Below are 18,239 nucleotides of genomic sequence, written 5' to 3'. Positions count from 1 at the left end.
TCAGCACCTGACGCCTTGAAGGGAGTCTGTCTGGCAGCAGCCATCCCGCAGGCATTCAGATTGGGATCAGGTCCGAGCGATATCGTCGAACCCACTTCCAAGGAGAATGCGATGCAGGATGCGACTGCGGCAAGCTCACATGTGGACTTCCGGCTGAGCAAAGTCCCGGCAGTCACACTGGGCTTCTGGATCATCAAGATCGCCGCGACCACGCTGGGCGAGACTGGCGGCGACTGGGTAACCATGTCACTCAAGCTCGGCTACCTCGTGGGATGCGTGGTCTTTACGGCAATCTTCGTGGGGCTTGTCGCTGCCCAGGTCAAGGTCAAGCGCTTTCATCCGGCACTGTACTGGGCGACCATCGTCGGCACGACGACCCTGGGCACGACGATTGCGGATTTTGCGGACCGCTCGATGGGTCTCGGCTACCCGGGCGGCGTGGCCCTGCTTGCCTGCCTCCTGCTTGTGAGTTTGGGCGCCTGGTATTGGTCCGAGCGCACGGTTTCGGTCGAGAGCATCACCACGCCGAAAGCCGAATGGTTCTACTGGGTCACGATCCTGTTTTCGCAGACGCTCGGCACCGCACTGGGCGATTGGACGGCCGGCGCCGACCGGGGCGGCCTCGGGCTCGGCTACGAGATCGGCGCGCTGATTTTTGGCGGAGGTCTGGCGGTTGTCGCCGCTCTCTATTTTTGGACGCGGATCTCGCGCACGCTGCTGTTCTGGGCTGCGTTCGTGCTCACGCGGCCTCTTGGAGCGACGCTCGGTGATTTCCTGGACAAACCGATCAAGGAAGGCGGCTTGCACCTGAACCGCCTCTACGCATCTTTGCTGCTGCTGGTTTTCATGGCTCTCTGCGTGCGATTCGTTCCCCAACGGGCTGCTGTCCGGACGTGAGTTCGTCAGATAGGCCCGGTCGCACATCCGTCCCTCTGGCTGGCTGACACGCGCCGCGCTTTGCGGCTCCCACAGTGGCTCGATGCAGCAGGCAGCTTCGCCGCTGCGCATTTCAAGGAGTCGTCGATGAACGCAACTGCCCCCAGCGGCCCGGCGCCTGCGAAGCCGCCGCCTCCCAAGGTCCCGGACGCTGACATGGAGAACGAGGAAACGGACAGCAGCGACGACGAAGAAGGCGGTGAGAAGGAACAGGGTGGGAAGGACGGGGGCTGATCGGGCAGTTGCTTCCCGTGGCCACCTCATCGGATGGTCTGTGCCGGAACGGCCCAGACTGCTCCGCCGCCGACGGCGTAAAAACTGCGCTCCGGTGCAGGCTCGATCATCCATCCACCGGTGAATTCGCCGAACGCCGGGAGCACGGCTTGCCTGCCTTCGGCCAAGAAGCAGGGCAGCTTCACGCTGTCCCGCCCGCGCCCCTGCAATCGGCAGACCGGATGCACATGCCCCGCCAGCACGAAGTGAGTCGGATGCTGTTGAGGATGATGGCAGCAGGCAAAGGGCCCGAGCAGCCATGGCTCGTCGACGATCTCGATGTCGAGCGAAGGGGGCGGGTCCCCGGCGCGGCTGTCATGGTTGCCGCGCACCAGCGTCATCGCCGCTGAGCGGCGCCGCGTCCGCCATTCGGCCAGCGCATCCAGCAGACGCGCGGTTCGCGCCTCCCGCGCGTGCAGGAAGTCGCCAAGGAAAACAACGGCCGACGCTTCGAGGCCGCCAATGAGCGCGTCGAGCCGATCGAGGTTGCCTCCTGTCGTGCCTGAAGGCACGGGCTGGCCGAGCGCGCGGAAAGCGGCGGCCTTGCCCAGATGCAGGTCCGCCACAAAAAGCGTGCGCCGTGCCGGCCACCACAGCGCGCGCTCCGGCAGAAGATGCAGTCGCTCATTGGCCCAGATGACTTGGCATGAGGGCAGTGTGCTGGAAGCCATGTCAGGTTAGGTTCTCTAGTTTGCGCGTCTTCTTCGCTCTGGCGAGCGGCGCGGCTTGCCGCCTTCGCCTTCGCTGGTGGTCGGCGACATCGCATCGACGGCATCTACACCGAACTGCAGATTGGCGGACACCGCTTGCACATTGCTCACCTCCGAACGCGCTTCATCGCCCGCCGCCTTTTCCAGTTGCGCCACCATGCGCGCGATGCGGTCCGCGACGTTTTCGTTCGACAGCTTCTCGCGGAACAGTTCGACCATCAGCGGGAAGGCGAACGGCGTCGGCCTTGCAAGCGGCCGCAGCACCAGCCGCTGCGCCGCCATGCGCCGCAGGCTCGCCTGCATGCGGTTGATCTCGAGTTCCTGGGACAGCAGTTCCTGCTCCGCCTGTGCGAGCAGCCGATTGGCCGGGTCGTACTTGCGGAAGACCTCGTAGAAGAGCGACGACGAGGCCTGCAGTTGCCTATTGCTGCGCCGCTCGCCGGGATAGCCCTGGTAGATCAGTCCGGAAACGCGAGCGATCTCGCGAAAGCGTCGGCGCGCGAGTTCCGTTGCGTTGAGGCTCGCGAGCACTTCGTGCAGCAGCGCGATCCGTTCGCCTTCGTCGGCGCCATGCAAGGCGATGGCTTCGCGGGCTTGCGCGTCATGTCCCGGCTGCAGGAGCCCGGGCAGCAGCGTGGGCCAGTCCACGGGTTCGGCGCTGAGCAGTTCCAGGCCATAGTCGTTGACTGCGATCGAGAAGGTGCCCGGTGCATGCTGCGCGGCGCGCCAGGCGATGAGGTTCGCCAAGCCCATGTGTACCGGACGGCCCGCGAAGGGGTAGAGAAACAGGTGCGTGCCTTCGCGCGTCACGAGAGTCTCCGCCAGCAGCGTTTGCGGCGTGGGCAGCGCCGACCATTTCTGCTGCAGCTCGAGGAGCGGGCGGACACGCTGCATCTCGGACGATTCATAGCGTCCCTCGCCTGCCAGCGCCAGCTGCTGGACCATCGCGTCAGCCAGTGTGCTGCTCAGGGGCATGCGTCCGCCGTTCCAGCGTGGCACGACCGGACGGCGCCCGCTGGCTCGGCGTACCAGTGCAGTCATGTCGTGCACGCGCACCAGTTCCAGCATTCGGCCGCCAAAGAGAAAGCAATCACCCGGCTTCATGCGCGCGATGAAGCTTTCCTCGACACTGCCCAACTTTGCGCCTCTCAGGTACTGCACAGTCATGCTGGAATCGCTCACGATGGTGCCGATGTTCGAGCGATGGCGGCGCGCGAGTCGCGCATCGGGGACGCGCCAGATGCCGTCATCGCCCGGCAGTGCGCGCCGATAGTCCGGATACGCCGCCAGAGAGGCGCCTCCCTGCGAGACGAAATCCAGGCACCACTGCCAGTTCTCGCGTGAAAGGTCGGCATAGGCCACCGTGTCGCGGACTTCGTCATAGAGCGCATCCGCTGCGAAGCCGCCGCCCAGCGCGACCGTCACCAGGTGCTGCACCAGCACGTCGAGCGGCTGAATGGGTGAATGCCGATGTTCGATGTGCCCTTGCGCGATGGCGGCGCGCGCGGCCGCGCCTTCCACGATCTCGATGCTGTGCGTGGGCACCAGCGTGACGCGCGAAGGGCGGCCGGGCGCGTGCCCTGAGCGACCCGCCCGCTGAAGAAGGCGAGCGACACCCTTGGCCGAGCCGATCTGCAGCACACGCTCGACCGGAAGAAAGTCCACTCCGAGGTCGAGGCTCGACGTGCACACCACCGCGCGCAGCGAGCCGGCCTTGAGTCCGAGTTCGACCCATTCGCGCACCGCGCGATCGAGGGAGCCATGGTGCAGCGCAATCTCGCCGGCCCACTCGGGGCGTGTCTCCAGCAGGGCCTGATACCAGATCTCCGCCTGCGAGCGCGTGTTGGTGAAGACAAGGGTCGTTCGGCTTGTGGCGATCTCGTCGGCCACTTGCGGCAGCATCGTGATGCCGAGGTGTCCGGCCCAAGGAAATCGATCGGCGTGCGCGGGCAACAACGAGTCGACGACCAGGGTCTTCGGCACGTCGCCCTGCACCAGCACGCCCTGGCGCCCGCCGAGCAGTGTTCGCATGGCTTCTTCGAGGTTCCCCAGCGTCGCGGACATGCCCCACACCTGCAAGCCTGCATTCCAGCGCCGCAATCGCGCGAGCGCGAGTTGCACTTGCACGCCCCGCTTGTTGCCCAACAGCTCGTGCCACTCATCGACGACCACGAGACGCAGCGAACCGAGCGTTTGCTCGGCATCGGCACGCGACAGCATCAACGACAGGCTCTCGGGTGTCGTGACGAGGACGCTGGGAAGCCGTCGGTCTTGCGCGGCGCGCTCGGCTGAAGGCGTATCGCCGCTGCGCGCCCCGGCGCTCCAGGGTTGCATCGAAGGCGCGAGGGCTTCGAGCGACTGCCGAAGCGAACGCAGGGTGTCCGCTGCGAGCGCCCGCATCGGCGTGAGCCAGAGCACGCGCAAAGGGGCCGGCGGGCGGATGCGAGGACCGGCTTGGGTGGGTGCTTCTTCGGCCAGGGCCAGCAAGGCGCCGAGCCACACCGCGTAAGTCTTTCCCGCGCCGGTGGTCGCATGCAGCAGGCCCGAGTGCCCATCGGCGATCGCCTGCCACACGGTGCGCTGGAAGCCGAAGGGCACCCATCCCAGCTCGGAGAACCAGGCTTCTATGGCCTCCCTCATGAGAATTGGGCGGGGCGCTTCGGATCGTTCATGGCTATTTCCTCGTGCCGGTTGCGAGTCGAAATGCCAGTCTCCCGTCACCTCCGGGAATTTGGGCAGTCCTGCGCTCCGCCTTCACGTAGGCGGAGCGCCGAACCAACAACTAACGTCTTACGGTCGACATGACGGTGGCGCGGCACCGTGGCTGCTCGGCAGGCGCCAGCAGGCGGCAGTTGTCGAGCGCGCGCTGCTGCATGTCGCTGAGCCGCGGTTGATTGCGCCGCGGCGGCGAGTTGTTCCAGTGATTTGGCGGAGGGCTGTGCCAGTTGGGATTGTTGGGCGCGCGATGCCAGTTCTGGTTGTGGTTCCACCGCTGGCCGGGGCCGCCGCGCTGCCAGCCTCGTTCCCACATGCATCGATCGAAATTCACGCCGCGGCGGTCGCAGGCCCTGAGATCTCGATCGAACTGGGGGCTGTTGTGCCATTGAGCCATTGCGGATCCGGACGCCGTCAGTCCCGTGATCGCCAGGAGCATTGCCGAGATCAGTTTGTTCATGGCCCGCAATATTGCACTCGCTTGCGCATTGCGCAAGGCGAACGTCTTGGGGCTATCCTCCGTTGCCGTGCGAATGAAAACCAAGGCAAATGCATGAAAAAGTCGGAAGCCACCCAAGGCCAGCCACCATCACCGTCACCGTCATCATCAGCATCCGAGCTCATCTCGACCAAGATCGCCGAACTCGGCGGCTGGCGTGGGGCGACGTTGGGCAGGATGCGCGAGCTGATCAAGGAAGCAGACCCCGAAGTCCTCGAAGAGGTGAAGTGGATGGGGACGCCGGTCTGGTCGCACGACGGCATCATCTGCACGGGTGAGTCCTACAAGGACAAGATCAAACTGACCTTTGCCAAGGGTGCTTCATTGAAGGACCCGGCCGGTCTCTTCAATTCGAGTCTCGACGGCAACGTGCGACGCGCCATCGACATCCTCGAAGGAGAGGCAGTCGATGCGTCGGCGTTCAAGGCGCTCGTTCGCGAAGCTATCGCCCACAATCAGGCGAGCAAGGCCAAATCGTCGAAGAAGGTCAAGCCCTGACCGAAGACCGACGTTCGGCAAATCACCCTCCGAACGACGCAGTTGCGCTTTGGCCGTGAAGGTGCCAGATTTGCTGCCCTTGTGCGTACAACCAATGACACCCGAGAGGAAACCATGAGCGACTCCAGCGACGCCCCCAAGAAAACCCCACTGACCACTGCCTTCGGCGCCCCCGTAGTCGACAACCAGAACAGCATGACCGCTGGCCCGCGCGGCCCGCTGCTGATGCAGGATGTCTGGCTGATCGAAAAGCTCGCCAACCTGAACCGCGAGATCATTCCCGAGCGCCGCATGCATGCCAAGGGCTCCGGCGCTTTCGGCACCTTTACGGTGACGAAAGACATCACTGCGTATACCCGCGCCAAGCTCTTCGGCACCGTCGGCAAGAAAACCGAGATGTTCGCCCGCTTCACGACGGTGGCCGGCGAGCGCGGCGCGGCCGATGCCGAGCGCGACATCCGCGGCTTCGCCCTCAAGTTCTACACGGAAGAAGGCAACTGGGACATGGTGGGCAACAACACGCCCGTGTTCTTCCTGCGGGACCCGCGAAAGTTTCCGGATCTCAACAAGGCCGTCAAGCGCGATCCCAAGACCAACATGCGCAGCGCGACCAACAACTGGGACTTCTGGACGCTGCTGCCCGAAGCGCTGCACCAGGTCACCATCGTGATGAGCGACCGGGGCATTCCGGCGAGCTACCGCCACATGCACGGCTTCGGCTCGCACACCTACAGCTTCGTCAACGCCAAGAACGAGCGCTTCTGGGTCAAGTTCCATTTCAAGACCCAGCAGGGCATCAAGAACCTCACCGATGCGGAAGCCGCCGCCATCGTTGGTGGCGATCGGGAGAGCCATCAGCGCGACCTGTTCGACGCCATCGGCCGCGGAGATTTTCCGAAGTGGACGATGTATGTCCAGGTCATGCCCGAGGCCGACGCCGAGAAGGTGCCCTACCACCCATTCGATCTCACCAAGGTCTGGCCGAAGAAGGACTATCCATTGATCGAAGTGGGTGTCGTGGAGCTCAATCGGAATCCCGAGAACTTCTTCGCCGACGTGGAGCAGAGCGCCTTCGCGCCGAACAACCTGGTGCCTGGCATCGGCGTGTCTCCGGACAAGATGCTGCAGGCGCGGCTGTTTGCCTACTCCGACGCGCAACGCTACCGGCTGGGCGTGAACCACCACCAGATCCCCGTGAACGCAGCGCGCTGCCCGGTGCACAGCAACCACCGGGACGGGGCGGGGCGTGTGGATGGCAACTATGGCGGACTGCCGCACTACGAGCCGAACAGCTTCAATCAGTGGCAGGAGCAGCCCGACTACCGCGAGCCGCCGCTGAAGATCCGGGGCGATGGAGACTTCTGGAACTTCCGCGAAGACGACGCCGACTACTACAAGCAGCCGGGCGACCTGTTCCGCCTGATGGCGCCCGCGCAGCGGCAAGTGCTGTTCGACAACACGGCCCGCGCCATGGGCGATGCGCCGGACTTCATCAAGCGCCGCCACATCGCCAACTGCACCAAGGCCGATCCTGCGTACGGTGCAGGCGTCGCCAGGGCGCTGAACCTGCCTCCCGCGGATTGAGGGTGGGGCCGCAGACCGTGCATCACCGATTCGCCTGAAGCATGGCCCTCATCTTCTGGTGAATCAGGTTCACGGCTTTCAGGGGGCGCAGCATCACCTTGAACTCGGTGATCCTGCCTTCCTCGTTCCACTTGATCATGTCGACGCCATTGACGCTGATGCCGTCCAACTCGACCTGGAATTCGAGCACGGCGTCGCGCTCGCCCGTGAGCTCCCGAACATAGCGAAAAGACGGATTGAAGAAGACGCTGAAGGCGGCGGCGAGATAGGCCTTGGTGATGGCTTTGCCGACCTGAGGGGTGTGGACGACGGGCGAATAGAAGACCGCGTCGTCGGCAAGAAGTGCGTCAAGGCCCCGAACATCGCGCTCCGTGACGAGCCGGTGCCAGGTTTCGATCGGGCTGGATGACATTGCTTGGGCTCCCAAAAAGTCGCCCGACTCTGCCTCGGCCCGCGTTGAAAGACAAGCCCGCGCGCGACCCCGCTTTCTTGCCTTGTCTTTCCTGCCTTGTTTACTGGGCCGAAGCGACGGACGCCACGCCGCCCGTCAGCCACGCGAATGCGTTGGGGCTTGCGCTCACGGCCGTGGCCGCCTCGGCCAGGCGTAGCTCACCCTTTGCGGCTTCGCCAGTGACGATTCCGGCCGCAGATGCCAAAGTCACTGCGCCGGCCAAGATGAAGTTCCATGTCGTTTTCATTGCTGCCTCTGTGTGAAGAGGAGTTTGGGGCAAATTACCCGGGCAGAACCGGTGCAAAAAGAACTGCAGTGTTCGTTCGGGGGAAACAATGGCGCACTTGCGCCGCCCGGTGCGGTACTTCTCCGCCGCTACGACGGGCGTTCAGGCGTTGGGCGGCTTGCTGGCTGTGCGGCGCGCGTGCCAGCGGTGCGCCAGGGCGATCAATACGGCAAGCGTGACGATCACCGCCAGCGCAATCACCTCGTAGCGCGCCAGGTCGACGACGAGCCACTTCAATGTGTGCCCGAACATGTATCCGAGGCCGGGAATGATGAAAGCCCAGATTGCCGCCCCGATGAGGTTGAACATCAGAAAGCGTCGTGCCGGCACATCGCTCATTCCGATGGCGATCGGGCCAGCGATCCGCACCCCGTACATGAAGCGGATGCCGACGATCAGCCAGGCATGGTGCCGCAGCAACAAGCGGTTGATCCGTTCGGCATTGGGCGCCATGCGCGGCAGGCGCCGCAAAAGCGCATCGCCGTAGCGCCAACCCACGAAGAAAAAGATCTGATCGCCCAGCGTCCCACCGAAAAAGGCGACCGCCATGACCCACGGCAGCGACAGATGCCCCTGATGCGCGGCGAACCCCGCCAGGATCAGAATGGTTTCACCCTCCAGCAAGCTCCCAGCCAGCACGGCGACATAGCCGTAGTCAGCGAGCAAGTGGTGCAGAGACATCGATGTTGGCAATCATTCGTTTCCGCATCATCCCGCCAAATGCACCACGTTGAAAGGGCGGCTTGCAATGCATGGCAATCAGCCGTGCAGCCGCAGACCGTCGCCGGGCTGAGCCGGCCGGTCGCCGCAGACCCGGTACAGCCGCCATGGCTCGCACAGCCCCTTGAGCGCATGGCACTCGCCGCCGGAAAAGCACAGGCCCGAGCCCATCACCAGGTCGCGCACCGTCCCCGACACCATGATTTCCCCAGCGGCCGCTCCGGCCGCGATCCGCGCCGCCACATGGACGGCAAGCCCGGCGACCTTGTTGCCCAGGCGCTCGCATTCGCCGGTGTGCAGTCCGACACGAATTTCGATGCCGAGCGCATGTAGCGCGCTTCGAACGGCGAGGGCGCAACGCACCGCGCGCGTGGGCGTGTCGAAACTGGCGAAGAAGCCGTCGCCGGCCGTGTCCAGCTCGCTGCCGCGCCAGGTGGCGAGTTGCGCACGCACGATCGTGTGATGGCGCTCCAGCAGCCGCGACCAGGCCTCGTCGCCCAGTCGCTCGGCATGCCCGGAAGAATCCACGATGTCGGTGAACATGAGCGTCAGCAGGGCGCGGTCGCCCTCCATCGCTTCGCTGCTCGGCTTGCGCACGGAAAAGAGCAGCGCCTCGACTTCCTCCAGCAGATGCGCGAAGCGCTGCGGCGAAAGACCCAAGGGCAGGGCCTCGTCGCCCAGCAGCGGCCGGGGCGCGAAGAGCCGCCGCGCATTGGCGGCGTGCGGCCGCGCAACGGGTGCTTCGATGCTGAGGTTCATGCTCGGCTCCTTGTTGTTGGGGATGCGACGCAGGGGTCGGTCGGTGCAATGCAGTGTCTGCCGGCGGGGTGCCGCGTTCAATTGCGCGCCCGGGCTAGTCGAGGCCGAAAGCCGCTAAGCGCGCTGACTAGGCCGTTGGTATAGGCGCCAATCGCTGGTCTTTGGACTACCCTTCGGGCCGGAATGCGGGAGATCGCGTTCCAGCGTCGCAAGACAACGAGGTGCCCATGCGAGTCCTGCTTGTCGATGACCACGAGATCGTTTGGAACGGCACGCGCCGCCTGCTCGAGCAGCTCGCCGCGGAGATCGAGCCCGGCCAGCCCTTTGCCTTCGAGGCCAGCCGCGATGTCGAGAGCGCATGCCAGCACACCGCAGCCGACTTCGACCTGGTGCTGCTCGACTATCACCTGCCCACTCTCTCGGGCCCGGACGCGCTGCGTGCGGTCAAGGCGCATTTCGAGGCCACACCCGTGTGCATGCAGTCGGCCGAGAGCTCGCCGCAGCGCGTGCGCGAGGTGATCGACGCCGGCGCGGCCGGCTTCATTCCCAAGTCATACCGGCTCGCCGACATGGAGGCCGCGCTGCGGGTCGTGCTGCGCCATCGCATCTATCTGCCTGCCGAGTTCGTGCTCAGCGATGACGTGACCCGTGCGCGCGAGCCCGACGAGCTGCCGCGCGAGGACCTGGCGCGCTTTCTGCGCAACGAGCTCTCGCCGCGCCAGCGCCAGGTGCTGGCCCTGGCCATTCGCGGCACGCCGGTGAAGCTGATCGCGCGCCAGCTGGCCATCGCCGAAGGCACGGTGAAAGTGCACCTGTCCATGGTCTATCGGGCGCTCGGGGCGCGCAATCGCACCGATGCGCTGTGCCGCGTCTTCGACGCCCAGGCCGCGGCCACGCTGGACCTTCAATGATGAAGAACCCGAATGCCAACGCCGAGGCCGCCGCCCTGATGGATGGCGCATCGATCGAACTCGACGAGCGCCGGCTCCAGGTCGTGGCCGATCAGGCAGTGGGCCTGCGCTGGCAGATCCTGCTGACAGCGACCATCGTGGCGGCCATCGTCTGGCAGTCGGTGCCGACCGCGGTCGTGCTGGCTTGGTTCGCCGCCGTCATCGGCAGCCGCGAGCTGCGAGCGTCGGCACTCGCGCACATGGCAAGCGACCGGCAACAGCCCATTGCCGCGCGACTGCACGCGACCGTGCTGTGGAATGTGCTGATCGGCGCATGCAACGGTTCGGCCGCCTTGTTCATGAGCTGGCTCGATCCATCGCTCGACGCGGTGCTCACGATGATCCTGGTGTCCTGGGGCGCCGGCGCGGTCTCCACCAGCGCCACCATCAGGCCCGCCTTCCTCGCCTATGCCAGCCTCCTCTTTGTGCCAACGGCGCTGATGTGGGCGTTGTCGGGAACCCGGCTCGGCCTGGGCATCGCGGCGCTGGTGCTGATGTTCTTTGGCGTGCAGTCCCGCTTTGCCAGGCGCAACCTGGAGACCTTCGAGGAGTCATTCCGCATCCGCCTCGAGAACGAGGCACTGGCCACCAGTCTGGAGTTCGAGCGGGCGCAACTGGCGGTCGCTCGGGATGCCGCGGTGAAGGCGAACCAGGACAAGAGCCGCTTCCTCGCCGCCGCGAGCCACGACCTGCGCCAGCCACTTCAAGCTATGGCACTGAACGTCGGCGCGCTGCGGCACCTGTCGATGAGCGGGGAGGCCCGGCAAGTCTCGGAAGTGGTCGACACCAGTCTTGAGCAGCTTTGCTCCATGCTCGATGCCCTGCTGGACGTCTCCAAGCTGGACGCCGGCGTGGTCGTGGCGCAGCCGCGCCGCGTGCAGCTCGATCGCCTGGTGGCCGCGGTGATGGGCGGCTTCGGCGCCGCGGCGGCCGGGCGCCAGCTGCAGCTCGACTGGCACTGCCCGCCCGAGCTGGCCGTGCATTCCGATCCGGACCTGCTGCGCCGGATCCTCGCCAACCTCGTCGACAACGCCATCAAGTTCACGCCGGCCGGTGGACGGGTCGAGCTGCAGGTGCTGCCGCATGAAGGCGATGTGGAGCTCACGGTGCGCGACACGGGCCCCGGCATCGCGCCCGAGCATCACCAGCTGATCTTCGAAGACCTGGTGCGGCTCGGCGCGGACGGCCCCGCAACCGTGAGCGGCCATGGCCTCGGCTTGGGGATCGTGCGCCGCATGGCGGACCTGATGAAGCTGCCCATCACCGTGGAGTCTTCACCCGGTGCCGGCGCCACCTTCTCGTTGCGGTTGCCGCTCGCCGATACGGCGCAGGTGGCGGCCCTGGTCTCGGAGCCCGCCTGGAGCCTGGCCGGCCGGCGCGTGCTGGTGCTGGACGACGATTCGATGGTGCGCGGCGCCTATGTCAATGCGTTGGCCGCCATGGGCTGCCGCGCGCTCGCCGCGGCCACGCTCGACGACGCGCTGGCTCAGCTCTCGGGCGCCAGCTGCGATGCCGCGGTGGTCGACTTTCGCCTAGGCGGCGGCGTCGAAGGCCTTGAGGCCGTCGAGCGCCTGCGCGGGCTCGAACCCTCGCTACCCGTCGTGATGGTGAGCGCCGACAAGGACGACGCCGTGGTCGGCGCCGCGCGCCGGCACGCGTTGGCCTTGCTGCGCAAGCCGGTGGACGCGCCCACGCTGGGCCGCACCATCAGTGCGGCCATCGCCGCCCGGTAGAGCAAGAAGAAAAACCGGCGGGCTTCCCCGCCATGGAGGTTGCGATGAACGAGCAAGCGAACGACCGCTGGTTGTCCACCGGCGCCGAGGTGCTGGTCGACGAGATCGCGCAAGATCCCGATGGCTGGCATTGTGAGGTCCTGATCGTCGGCAGCGGCTACGGGGGCGCGGTGGCCGCGGCGCGTCTGGCGGGCGCAAAGCGGGCGGCTGGCGGACCCGCGATCAAGGTCTACGTGCTCGAGCGCGGCAACGAATACCTTCCGGGCGAGTTCCCCGCCACCTTCGGCGAAATCCCCGGGCACGTGCGCTTCAGCAAGCAGGACGGCAAGCCAGCGCGCGGCCGGCCCACGGGCCTCTTCGACCTGCGCCTGGGCAAGGTCGCCGTGGTGCTGGGCAACGGGCTGGGCGGCGGCTCGCTCATCAATGCCGCGGTCATGGAGAGGGCGACCGCGGATGCCTTCACCGACAAGCGCTGGCCCGAGGCGCTGCGTGTGCCCGACGCGCTCAAATCCGACTACGGCCATGCGAGCGCCATGCTGATGCCCGAGCAGATCCCGGGCAGTGTCGCCAAGCTCGATTCATTGATGGAGGCGGGGCGCGCCATGCACGCCAACACCGCGCGCAAGGCTTGGCTCGCCGTGGCTTTCAAGGACGGCACCAGCCCCGCGGGCGTCGACACGCGAGCCTGCATCAAGTGCGGCGACTGCGTGAGCGGCTGCAACTTTCGGGCGAAGAAATCGCTGGACGCGAACTACCTGGCCATGGCGCAGGCCAATGGCGCCAGGCTGTTTTGCGGTGCCACGGTGCACCGCCTGCGCACCGTTGATGACGGCATTGATGACGGCTACGCAGTCGACTTCTTCCTGACCGACCCTGACAAGGCGCGTGCCGACCGCAAGCGCTGCTACACAGTGCGCGCGCGCCGGGTCATCCTGGCGGCCGGCTCGCTCGGCTCGACCGAGATCCTGCTGCGCTCGCAAGGCGACGAACTGTCCGTTGGCGGCATCGAGAACCTGGGCCACCGCTTTTCCACCAACGGCGACCTGATCGCGGTGGCCCATCGCCAGAAGCCCCTGGCGCACGCCTGCGCGAGGGAAGGCGACGCGCCGGATCGGCGCAACGTCGGTCCGACCATCACGGGGCTGCTGCGCAAGAAGGGCCGAGTCGGCCGGCCGGTGGTGATCGAGGAGTTCGGCATTCCAGCCGCGCTGCGCCGCGCGTTCGCCGAAGTGGTGACTTGCAGCGAAGCCCTGCACGGGCTGTTGGAGGACGACTCGCGCCTCCACAGCGAGAACGATGCCATGGACGATCCGCTGGCGGTCAGCGACGCCGCACTCGAGTACACCGCGGTGTACGGAATGATGGGCGACGACGGTGCCGACGGCCTGATCGAGTTCAAGCCTGGCGACGCCGACACGCCCCTGAGCGATGGGCAGGTGGGTATCTCATGGCTCGGCGTCGGCGACCTGCCCGTCTTCGCGCAGCAGATGGACGCCCTGCACCATGCGCACGGCGGGCTCTTCGGGCTCGGCGGCCTGGGCGGCCGGGTGCTGCCCAATCCGCTGTGGCAGCCGCTGCCCGACGTCGGTCCGCTGGGTGCCAAGATCGGTGCTGCTACCGTGCATCCGCTGGGTGGCTGCCCGATGGCCGACGCCGTCGACGCTGGCGTGGTCGACTCGTATGGACGCGTCTTCGCCAAGGCGGGTCTGCTGCCCGGCCTGGCGGTGCTGGACGGCTCGATCATTCCGGTGGCTTTGGGCATCAACCCGGCGCTGACCATCGCGGCGCTCGCCGAGCGCTCCATTCCCATGCTGTCGAAGGACTGGGGCCTGGTCCTGCGCGGCAGTTCCAGGCTGCAAAGCGTGCCGCGCCCGGTGCGGCGCGACCGAAGGCATGCGGCCGCACCCTTGCCCACCCAGTTGATCATTCGCGAGTGCCTGCGAGGGGACATTCACGTCAATGGCAAGCCCTTTGCGCTGGAAGCCGTGGCCGAGTTCGCGCCCTTCGCCGCGTCGGACCTGCGCCGCCTGCCGCGCACGGTGGCTCAGCGCGCAGTGACGCTGCGCTTCACCGCCGCGGACGGCACGCCCTCGACCGCCGCCTGCACCGGCCAGGTCCAGCTGCTGGTGCGCGAATCCTCCAACCGCGAGGATCGCATGCTGCGCGTACTTGGCCTGGTACGGCGCAAGCTGGCGGATCTGCTGGGCCACAGCCCGGGCGCCGAGTACATCCTGGGCGTGTTGTGTACGCACTTTGGCGAAGCGCGCCTGCTGCGCTACGCATGGACCGTGACCAAGGCCGACAAGGACGCGCCGGTGCGCAAGGGCCGGACGATGCACTTCACCAAGCGGTTGGCCCTGACGGAGGACGCCAACCCGTGGCGGCAGCTGAGCGAAGGCCGACTCGACATGGGTGCGAGCGACGGCGGTGTGCTGCGCCTTGACCTGGACTTCTTCGTGCAGCAGTTCATCCCGCTGCTCAAGATCACGGCGCAGCAGGATGCGCCCAATGCATTGGGCGATCTGGCCGAACTGGGCCTGTGGTTGCTGCGCGTGATCTTGCACATTCACCTGGTCAGCTTCCTGCCGCCGGACGACCACCACAAGACCGCGCGCGAAAACGGCCGAATGCCGGGAAAGGTGGATGGCGTCGACCCTGTCGTGTATGACGTGCCGCACTTCGATCTCACGAAGTACACGACCACGGACGCGCTGCCGTTGCGGAAGCTGTCGCATTACCGCCCCCGGAAAGACACCCCGGGCGCGCGGCCCGTGCTGCTGATCCACGGCTACGGCGCCAGCGGCTCCACTTTCGCGCACGTCATGCTGCCGAACAATCTGGTCAGCACCCTGATGAACGCCGGGCGCGACGTCTGGGTGCTGGACCTGCGCACCAGCATCGGCCTCAACCTGGACCATCGCCGGTACTGGTCCTTCGACGAGGTCTCGCGCGAAGACATCCCCGACGCGATTGCGCATGTGAAGGGCCTCTCCGGCGCGGCGCAGCTCGACGTGGTGGCCCATTGCATCGGCTCGGCGATGTTCTGTGTGGAACTGCTGCGCAATGAAGAGAAGCTGTACAAATCCATTGGCGCCGTGGTGCTCTCGCAGGTCGGCCCGTTGCTGCGCGCCAGCCCGATGAACCGCTTTCGCGCTTACCTGGCCAGCTACCTGGAGCAGTACCTCGGCACCGAGCAGTTCGACGTGACGCCGGCAGAGCGGACACCCGCGGTGCTGCTGGCCGACGCAGTGCTGGCCACCTTCCCCTATCCCGACCATGATGGCGAGAGCGGGCGCCTTCACAAGGTCCCCGGCTTCGCGGCCGTGCGCCATCGCGCAGACGGCATCTTCGGCCAGACCATGCGTCTGGCGAACATCAGCGACAAACTGCTGCCCTATCTTGGCGACATCTACGGTTGGGTCATGGCAAAGGGACTCGCCCAAGTCAGCCACTATGCGCGCGAGCAGTTGCTGACCGATGCGCAGGGCATGAACCGGGTGGTGACGCAGAAGCACATTGCCGAGCGCTTTGCCTTTCCCGTGATGCTCCTGCACGGCCGCCAGAACGCGGTCTTCGATTGGCGCGGCGCCTGGGACAGTTTCATCCTTCTGCGCGCCGTCTTCGGCAACAAGAAAAAGGACTGGTTCGAAAAGCCGCCTCGCGAGGGCGGTGACATCGTGCGCGAGGACGATCATCACCATCGGCTGGTGGTGTTGGACGCCTATGGGCACCAGGACTGCCTGATTGGCGAGCATGCGGACAAGGAGGTGTTTCAACACGTGGTTCGCTTCCTCGACGAATGCAGCCGCCTGGACCCCGAGCCTCCCGACCCGGAGGAACCGGCATTGCGTGTCGAACTGCCCTGGAAGGGGCCTGTGCTGGGGCGCGTTGGTCCAGCCGATGACGGCAAGCTGCTGCACTGCCGGCTCGCAGTGCTGCCGCCGCCGGCGCGTGCCACGAGCTTGGGGGTGGTCTACGTCCCTTTGAAACGCGATGGCGCGCAGCTGTGCTTCTGCTTTGACGAAATGGTGATCGACCCAACGTCCAATCACGAGCTGCGCCATCGTGCATTGGAAGTGATGCTGGTCGCCAGCGAGCTGCCCAAGTACGCAGGCTTCGCGGTCGTCACGGTGCACAACGATCTGCCGCTGCTGCGCGTGTTCGACATCTCTGATTGGGAGGAGGTGAACGCGCTGTTTCATTCGCCCAGGCGATCTGTCGTCGGCGAGACGCGAAGGAAGGTGATGCAGCTGTTGACGCCGCAGTGCTGCGAGCGGCTGCCGGACGCCCTCGACGCGGCAGTCGTGCGCCTCGATCCGGCCTGGATCGAGGCGGCGATGGACACCTCCGGTGCCCGGAGCCCCCTCAGTTTTGCGCTCGCCAGTTGCCAATACCCGCCCGGGCTGTTCGACGAAATCCCGGCTCAGCGCTCCTGCGCGCGGCTGGTCCAGCAGGTGGACAGCGCGTCGGCCGGTGAACGACCGCAATTGCTGCTGCTCGTGGGTGATCAGGTGTACGTGGACGAGACCGCCGGCCTGTTCGATCCGGCGGGCAAGGATTCTGTCGAGCACGCCTACTTCCAGGGGTTCGGGCTTGCCTCCTGGCGTGCCGCGACGCGCCGGCTGCCGACCTATCCCATGCTCGACGACCACGAAGTGGGAGACAACTGGGAGCCAGGTTCCCTGAATGGCGGGCTGGAGAGGGCGGCCCTGCGCGCCTATCGCGCCAACCAGCACAAGTGGGTGGAGGACCGGGCGAAGGACCCGGCGCTCGACGAACTGAACTACGACATCAAGGTCGCCGGCCGTCTCTTCAAGGTGCTGGATACGCGCAGCCAGCGCCAGCGCCGCGTGCTGCGTCCCACGACCGGCGCGCACCTGTTGGGTGACGCGCTCATCCAGGATGGACTCGATCTGGCGAAGATCGTGAAAGACCTTCCTTCCGATTCACCCGCTTTCATCGTGTCGTCGGTCGCGCTGCTGCCGCTCCCACGCGCCGCGGTCTTCGGCAGGGGGCCCGAGCGCATCGGCCTGGACGACTGGAGCGGCTATCCGAAGTCGCAGTTCGACCTGCTGGAACTGCTGCGCGACAGCCCGGTGCGACAGGTCATCCTGCTGGCCGGCGACCGCCACATGTCCAGCGTGTCCAGCCTGTGGATGACGGGGCGGCACGGGCCGGTGGAAGTGATCTCCATCGTCTCGTCGGGCCTGTATTCGCCCTGGCCCTTTGCCAATTCGCGGCCGGAAGAGTTCTGGCTGGACGGGCCGGTCGACATGAGATTCGGAGGTCGCGAGATCAAGGGCCAGGCCGTTACGGCGGCTGTCGGTACCGGCAACGGTTATGCGCTGGTGCGCGTCGAGCCTGACAAGACCGGCAGTGGATGGACGCTGCACGTGAAGCTCGACCTGGACGATGGCAGCGTTGTGTGCCGGCGGGCGCTGGGTGGGACCGGTCCGCAGGCGGTGTGGAACATCGATGGCTTCGAGGGCGGCCCGCGGATCAAGACCTTCGATATTGGTGCGCTTTCCGGCGGGCTACAGTCAGATCATGACGACACCATTCATTCGCCGGCCTCAAGTTAGTGTTCTTGGCAGTGCCGAACCCGGCTCCTCGGCGTTTGAGAGGGCCGGCGAAGCGGGGGCGCTCCTCGCTTCGCTCGGCATGACTTTGGTCAGCGGCTGCGGTAGTCCCGCAACCAGAGTTGCTGCCGAGCGTGCGATGGGCGCAGGCGGTCTGGTGTTGAGCATCGTGCCACCTGACCAGATGCCGCCGCCGGATTGGCCAGCAACGGTAGTTGTGCCCTGCGGCATGGGTGACGCGCGCAACTTGCTCATGGCCTTGTCTGGTGATGCCTGCATCGTCATCGGGGGCAGGGCCGGCACTATTTCCGAAGTTTGTCTTGCGTGGCTGCACGGCCGGCCATTGCTGCCTCTCGTCGGACATGGGGGATGGTCTGATGGCCTGCCGTCAAATCCACCGGACGAGCGAAAGAACTCGGAAATCCTGCCTTGGACCACGACAGCCGAACTCGAGACGCAGCTGCGCAAACTCGGATTGGTGCGAGCATGAATGAGTAAAGGTCGTCATCGCGACGCGGACCGGCTTCGCTGGCGTAGCATGAATAC

15 protein-coding genes are annotated in these 18,239 nt (G+C 66.0%); 8 read left to right on the top strand and 7 right to left on the bottom strand.

What is annotated here, in order from left to right; translation table 11 throughout:
- Nucleotides 1-111 precede the first annotated feature (111 nt).
- Both AC1DSF_RS18745 and AC1DSF_RS18740 read left to right on the top strand, forming a co-directional pair.
- Complete coding sequence (locus AC1DSF_RS18745; protein ID WP_478124124.1) at nt 112-897, top strand: COG4705 family protein; 786 nt, start codon at nt 112-114, stop codon at nt 895-897.
- A 126-nt stretch (nt 898-1,023) separates the two neighbouring features.
- Entirely contained in the window at nt 1,024-1,170 is a 147-nt protein-coding gene (locus tag AC1DSF_RS18740; RefSeq protein WP_478124123.1) for a hypothetical protein, read from the top strand.
- Nucleotides 1,171-1,196: 26 nt separating this feature from the next.
- On the opposite strand, the gene pdeM is transcribed toward AC1DSF_RS18740, so the two are convergent.
- The 3 genes from pdeM to AC1DSF_RS18725 all read right to left on the bottom strand — a co-directional run bounded on the left by pdeM (nt 1,197) and on the right by AC1DSF_RS18725 (nt 5,094).
- Nucleotides 1,197-1,880 carry a ligase-associated DNA damage response endonuclease PdeM gene (gene pdeM / locus AC1DSF_RS18735; RefSeq protein ID WP_478124122.1) on the bottom strand — a complete coding sequence of 228 codons (684 nt, stop codon included), beginning with the start codon at nt 1,878-1,880 and terminating at the stop codon, nt 1,197-1,199.
- 15 nt (nt 1,881-1,895) lie between these two features.
- A complete protein-coding gene (locus tag AC1DSF_RS18730; protein WP_478124121.1) occupies nt 1,896-4,559 on the bottom strand; it encodes a ligase-associated DNA damage response DEXH box helicase in 2,664 nt (887 codons plus the stop codon).
- Nucleotides 4,560-4,701: 142 nt separating this feature from the next.
- On the bottom strand, nt 4,702-5,094 hold the full coding sequence (locus AC1DSF_RS18725; protein ID WP_478124120.1) for a hypothetical protein: 393 nt from the start codon (nt 5,092-5,094) through the stop codon (nt 4,702-4,704).
- Nucleotides 5,095-5,187: 93 nt separating this feature from the next.
- On the opposite strand from AC1DSF_RS18725, the gene AC1DSF_RS18720 reads away from it, so the two are divergent.
- Nucleotides 5,188-5,631 carry a DUF1801 domain-containing protein gene (locus AC1DSF_RS18720; RefSeq protein WP_478124119.1) on the top strand — a complete coding sequence of 148 codons (444 nt, stop codon included), beginning with the start codon at nt 5,188-5,190 and terminating at the stop codon, nt 5,629-5,631.
- 114 nt (nt 5,632-5,745) lie between these two features.
- Entirely contained in the window at nt 5,746-7,215 is a 1,470-nt protein-coding gene (locus AC1DSF_RS18715) for a catalase (RefSeq protein ID WP_478183229.1), read from the top strand.
- 22 nt (nt 7,216-7,237) lie between these two features.
- On the opposite strand, the gene AC1DSF_RS18710 is transcribed toward AC1DSF_RS18715, so the two are convergent.
- The 4 genes from AC1DSF_RS18710 to AC1DSF_RS18695 form a co-directional block, all read right to left on the bottom strand.
- Entirely contained in the window at nt 7,238-7,627 is a 390-nt protein-coding gene (locus AC1DSF_RS18710; RefSeq protein ID WP_478183228.1) for a nuclear transport factor 2 family protein, read from the bottom strand.
- 100 nt (nt 7,628-7,727) lie between these two features.
- The gene (locus AC1DSF_RS18705) at nt 7,728-7,913 is read right to left on the bottom strand and encodes a hypothetical protein (protein WP_478124116.1); all 186 of its coding nucleotides are present in this window, start codon (nt 7,911-7,913) and stop codon (nt 7,728-7,730) included.
- Between the two features lie 141 nt (nt 7,914-8,054).
- A complete protein-coding gene (locus tag AC1DSF_RS18700; protein ID WP_478124115.1) occupies nt 8,055-8,633 on the bottom strand; it encodes a DedA family protein in 579 nt (192 codons plus the stop codon).
- Between the two features lie 78 nt (nt 8,634-8,711).
- Nucleotides 8,712-9,431 carry an adenylate/guanylate cyclase domain-containing protein gene (locus AC1DSF_RS18695; protein WP_478124114.1) on the bottom strand — a complete coding sequence of 240 codons (720 nt, stop codon included), beginning with the start codon at nt 9,429-9,431 and terminating at the stop codon, nt 8,712-8,714.
- 227 nt (nt 9,432-9,658) lie between these two features.
- On the opposite strand from AC1DSF_RS18695, the gene AC1DSF_RS18690 reads away from it, so the two are divergent.
- Genes AC1DSF_RS18690 through AC1DSF_RS18675 form a run of 4 tightly spaced genes read left to right on the top strand, consistent with a single transcriptional unit; the run spans nt 9,659 to nt 18,183 of the window.
- Nucleotides 9,659-10,342, top strand: coding sequence for a response regulator (locus AC1DSF_RS18690; RefSeq protein ID WP_478124113.1), 684 nt, complete (start codon nt 9,659-9,661; stop codon nt 10,340-10,342).
- Nucleotides 10,342-12,114 carry a sensor histidine kinase gene (locus tag AC1DSF_RS18685; RefSeq protein WP_478183227.1) on the top strand — a complete coding sequence of 591 codons (1,773 nt, stop codon included), beginning with the start codon at nt 10,342-10,344 and terminating at the stop codon, nt 12,112-12,114. The genes AC1DSF_RS18690 and AC1DSF_RS18685 overlap by 1 nt, the downstream gene beginning before the upstream one ends.
- Before the next feature lie 44 nt (nt 12,115-12,158).
- A complete protein-coding gene (locus tag AC1DSF_RS18680; RefSeq protein WP_478183226.1) occupies nt 12,159-17,696 on the top strand; it encodes a GMC family oxidoreductase N-terminal domain-containing protein in 5,538 nt (1,845 codons plus the stop codon).
- Entirely contained in the window at nt 17,590-18,183 is a 594-nt protein-coding gene (locus AC1DSF_RS18675; RefSeq protein WP_478183225.1) for an SLOG cluster 4 domain-containing protein, read from the top strand. Before AC1DSF_RS18680 ends, AC1DSF_RS18675 begins: the two co-directional genes overlap by 107 nt.
- The last annotated feature ends 56 nt before the right edge of the window (nt 18,184-18,239 follow it).

This window comes from Variovorax sp. 01N429, from assembly GCF_056399425.1.
The sequence above is the reverse complement of the archived record's forward strand: the minus strand, read 5'-3'. Positions and strand labels throughout refer to the sequence as shown.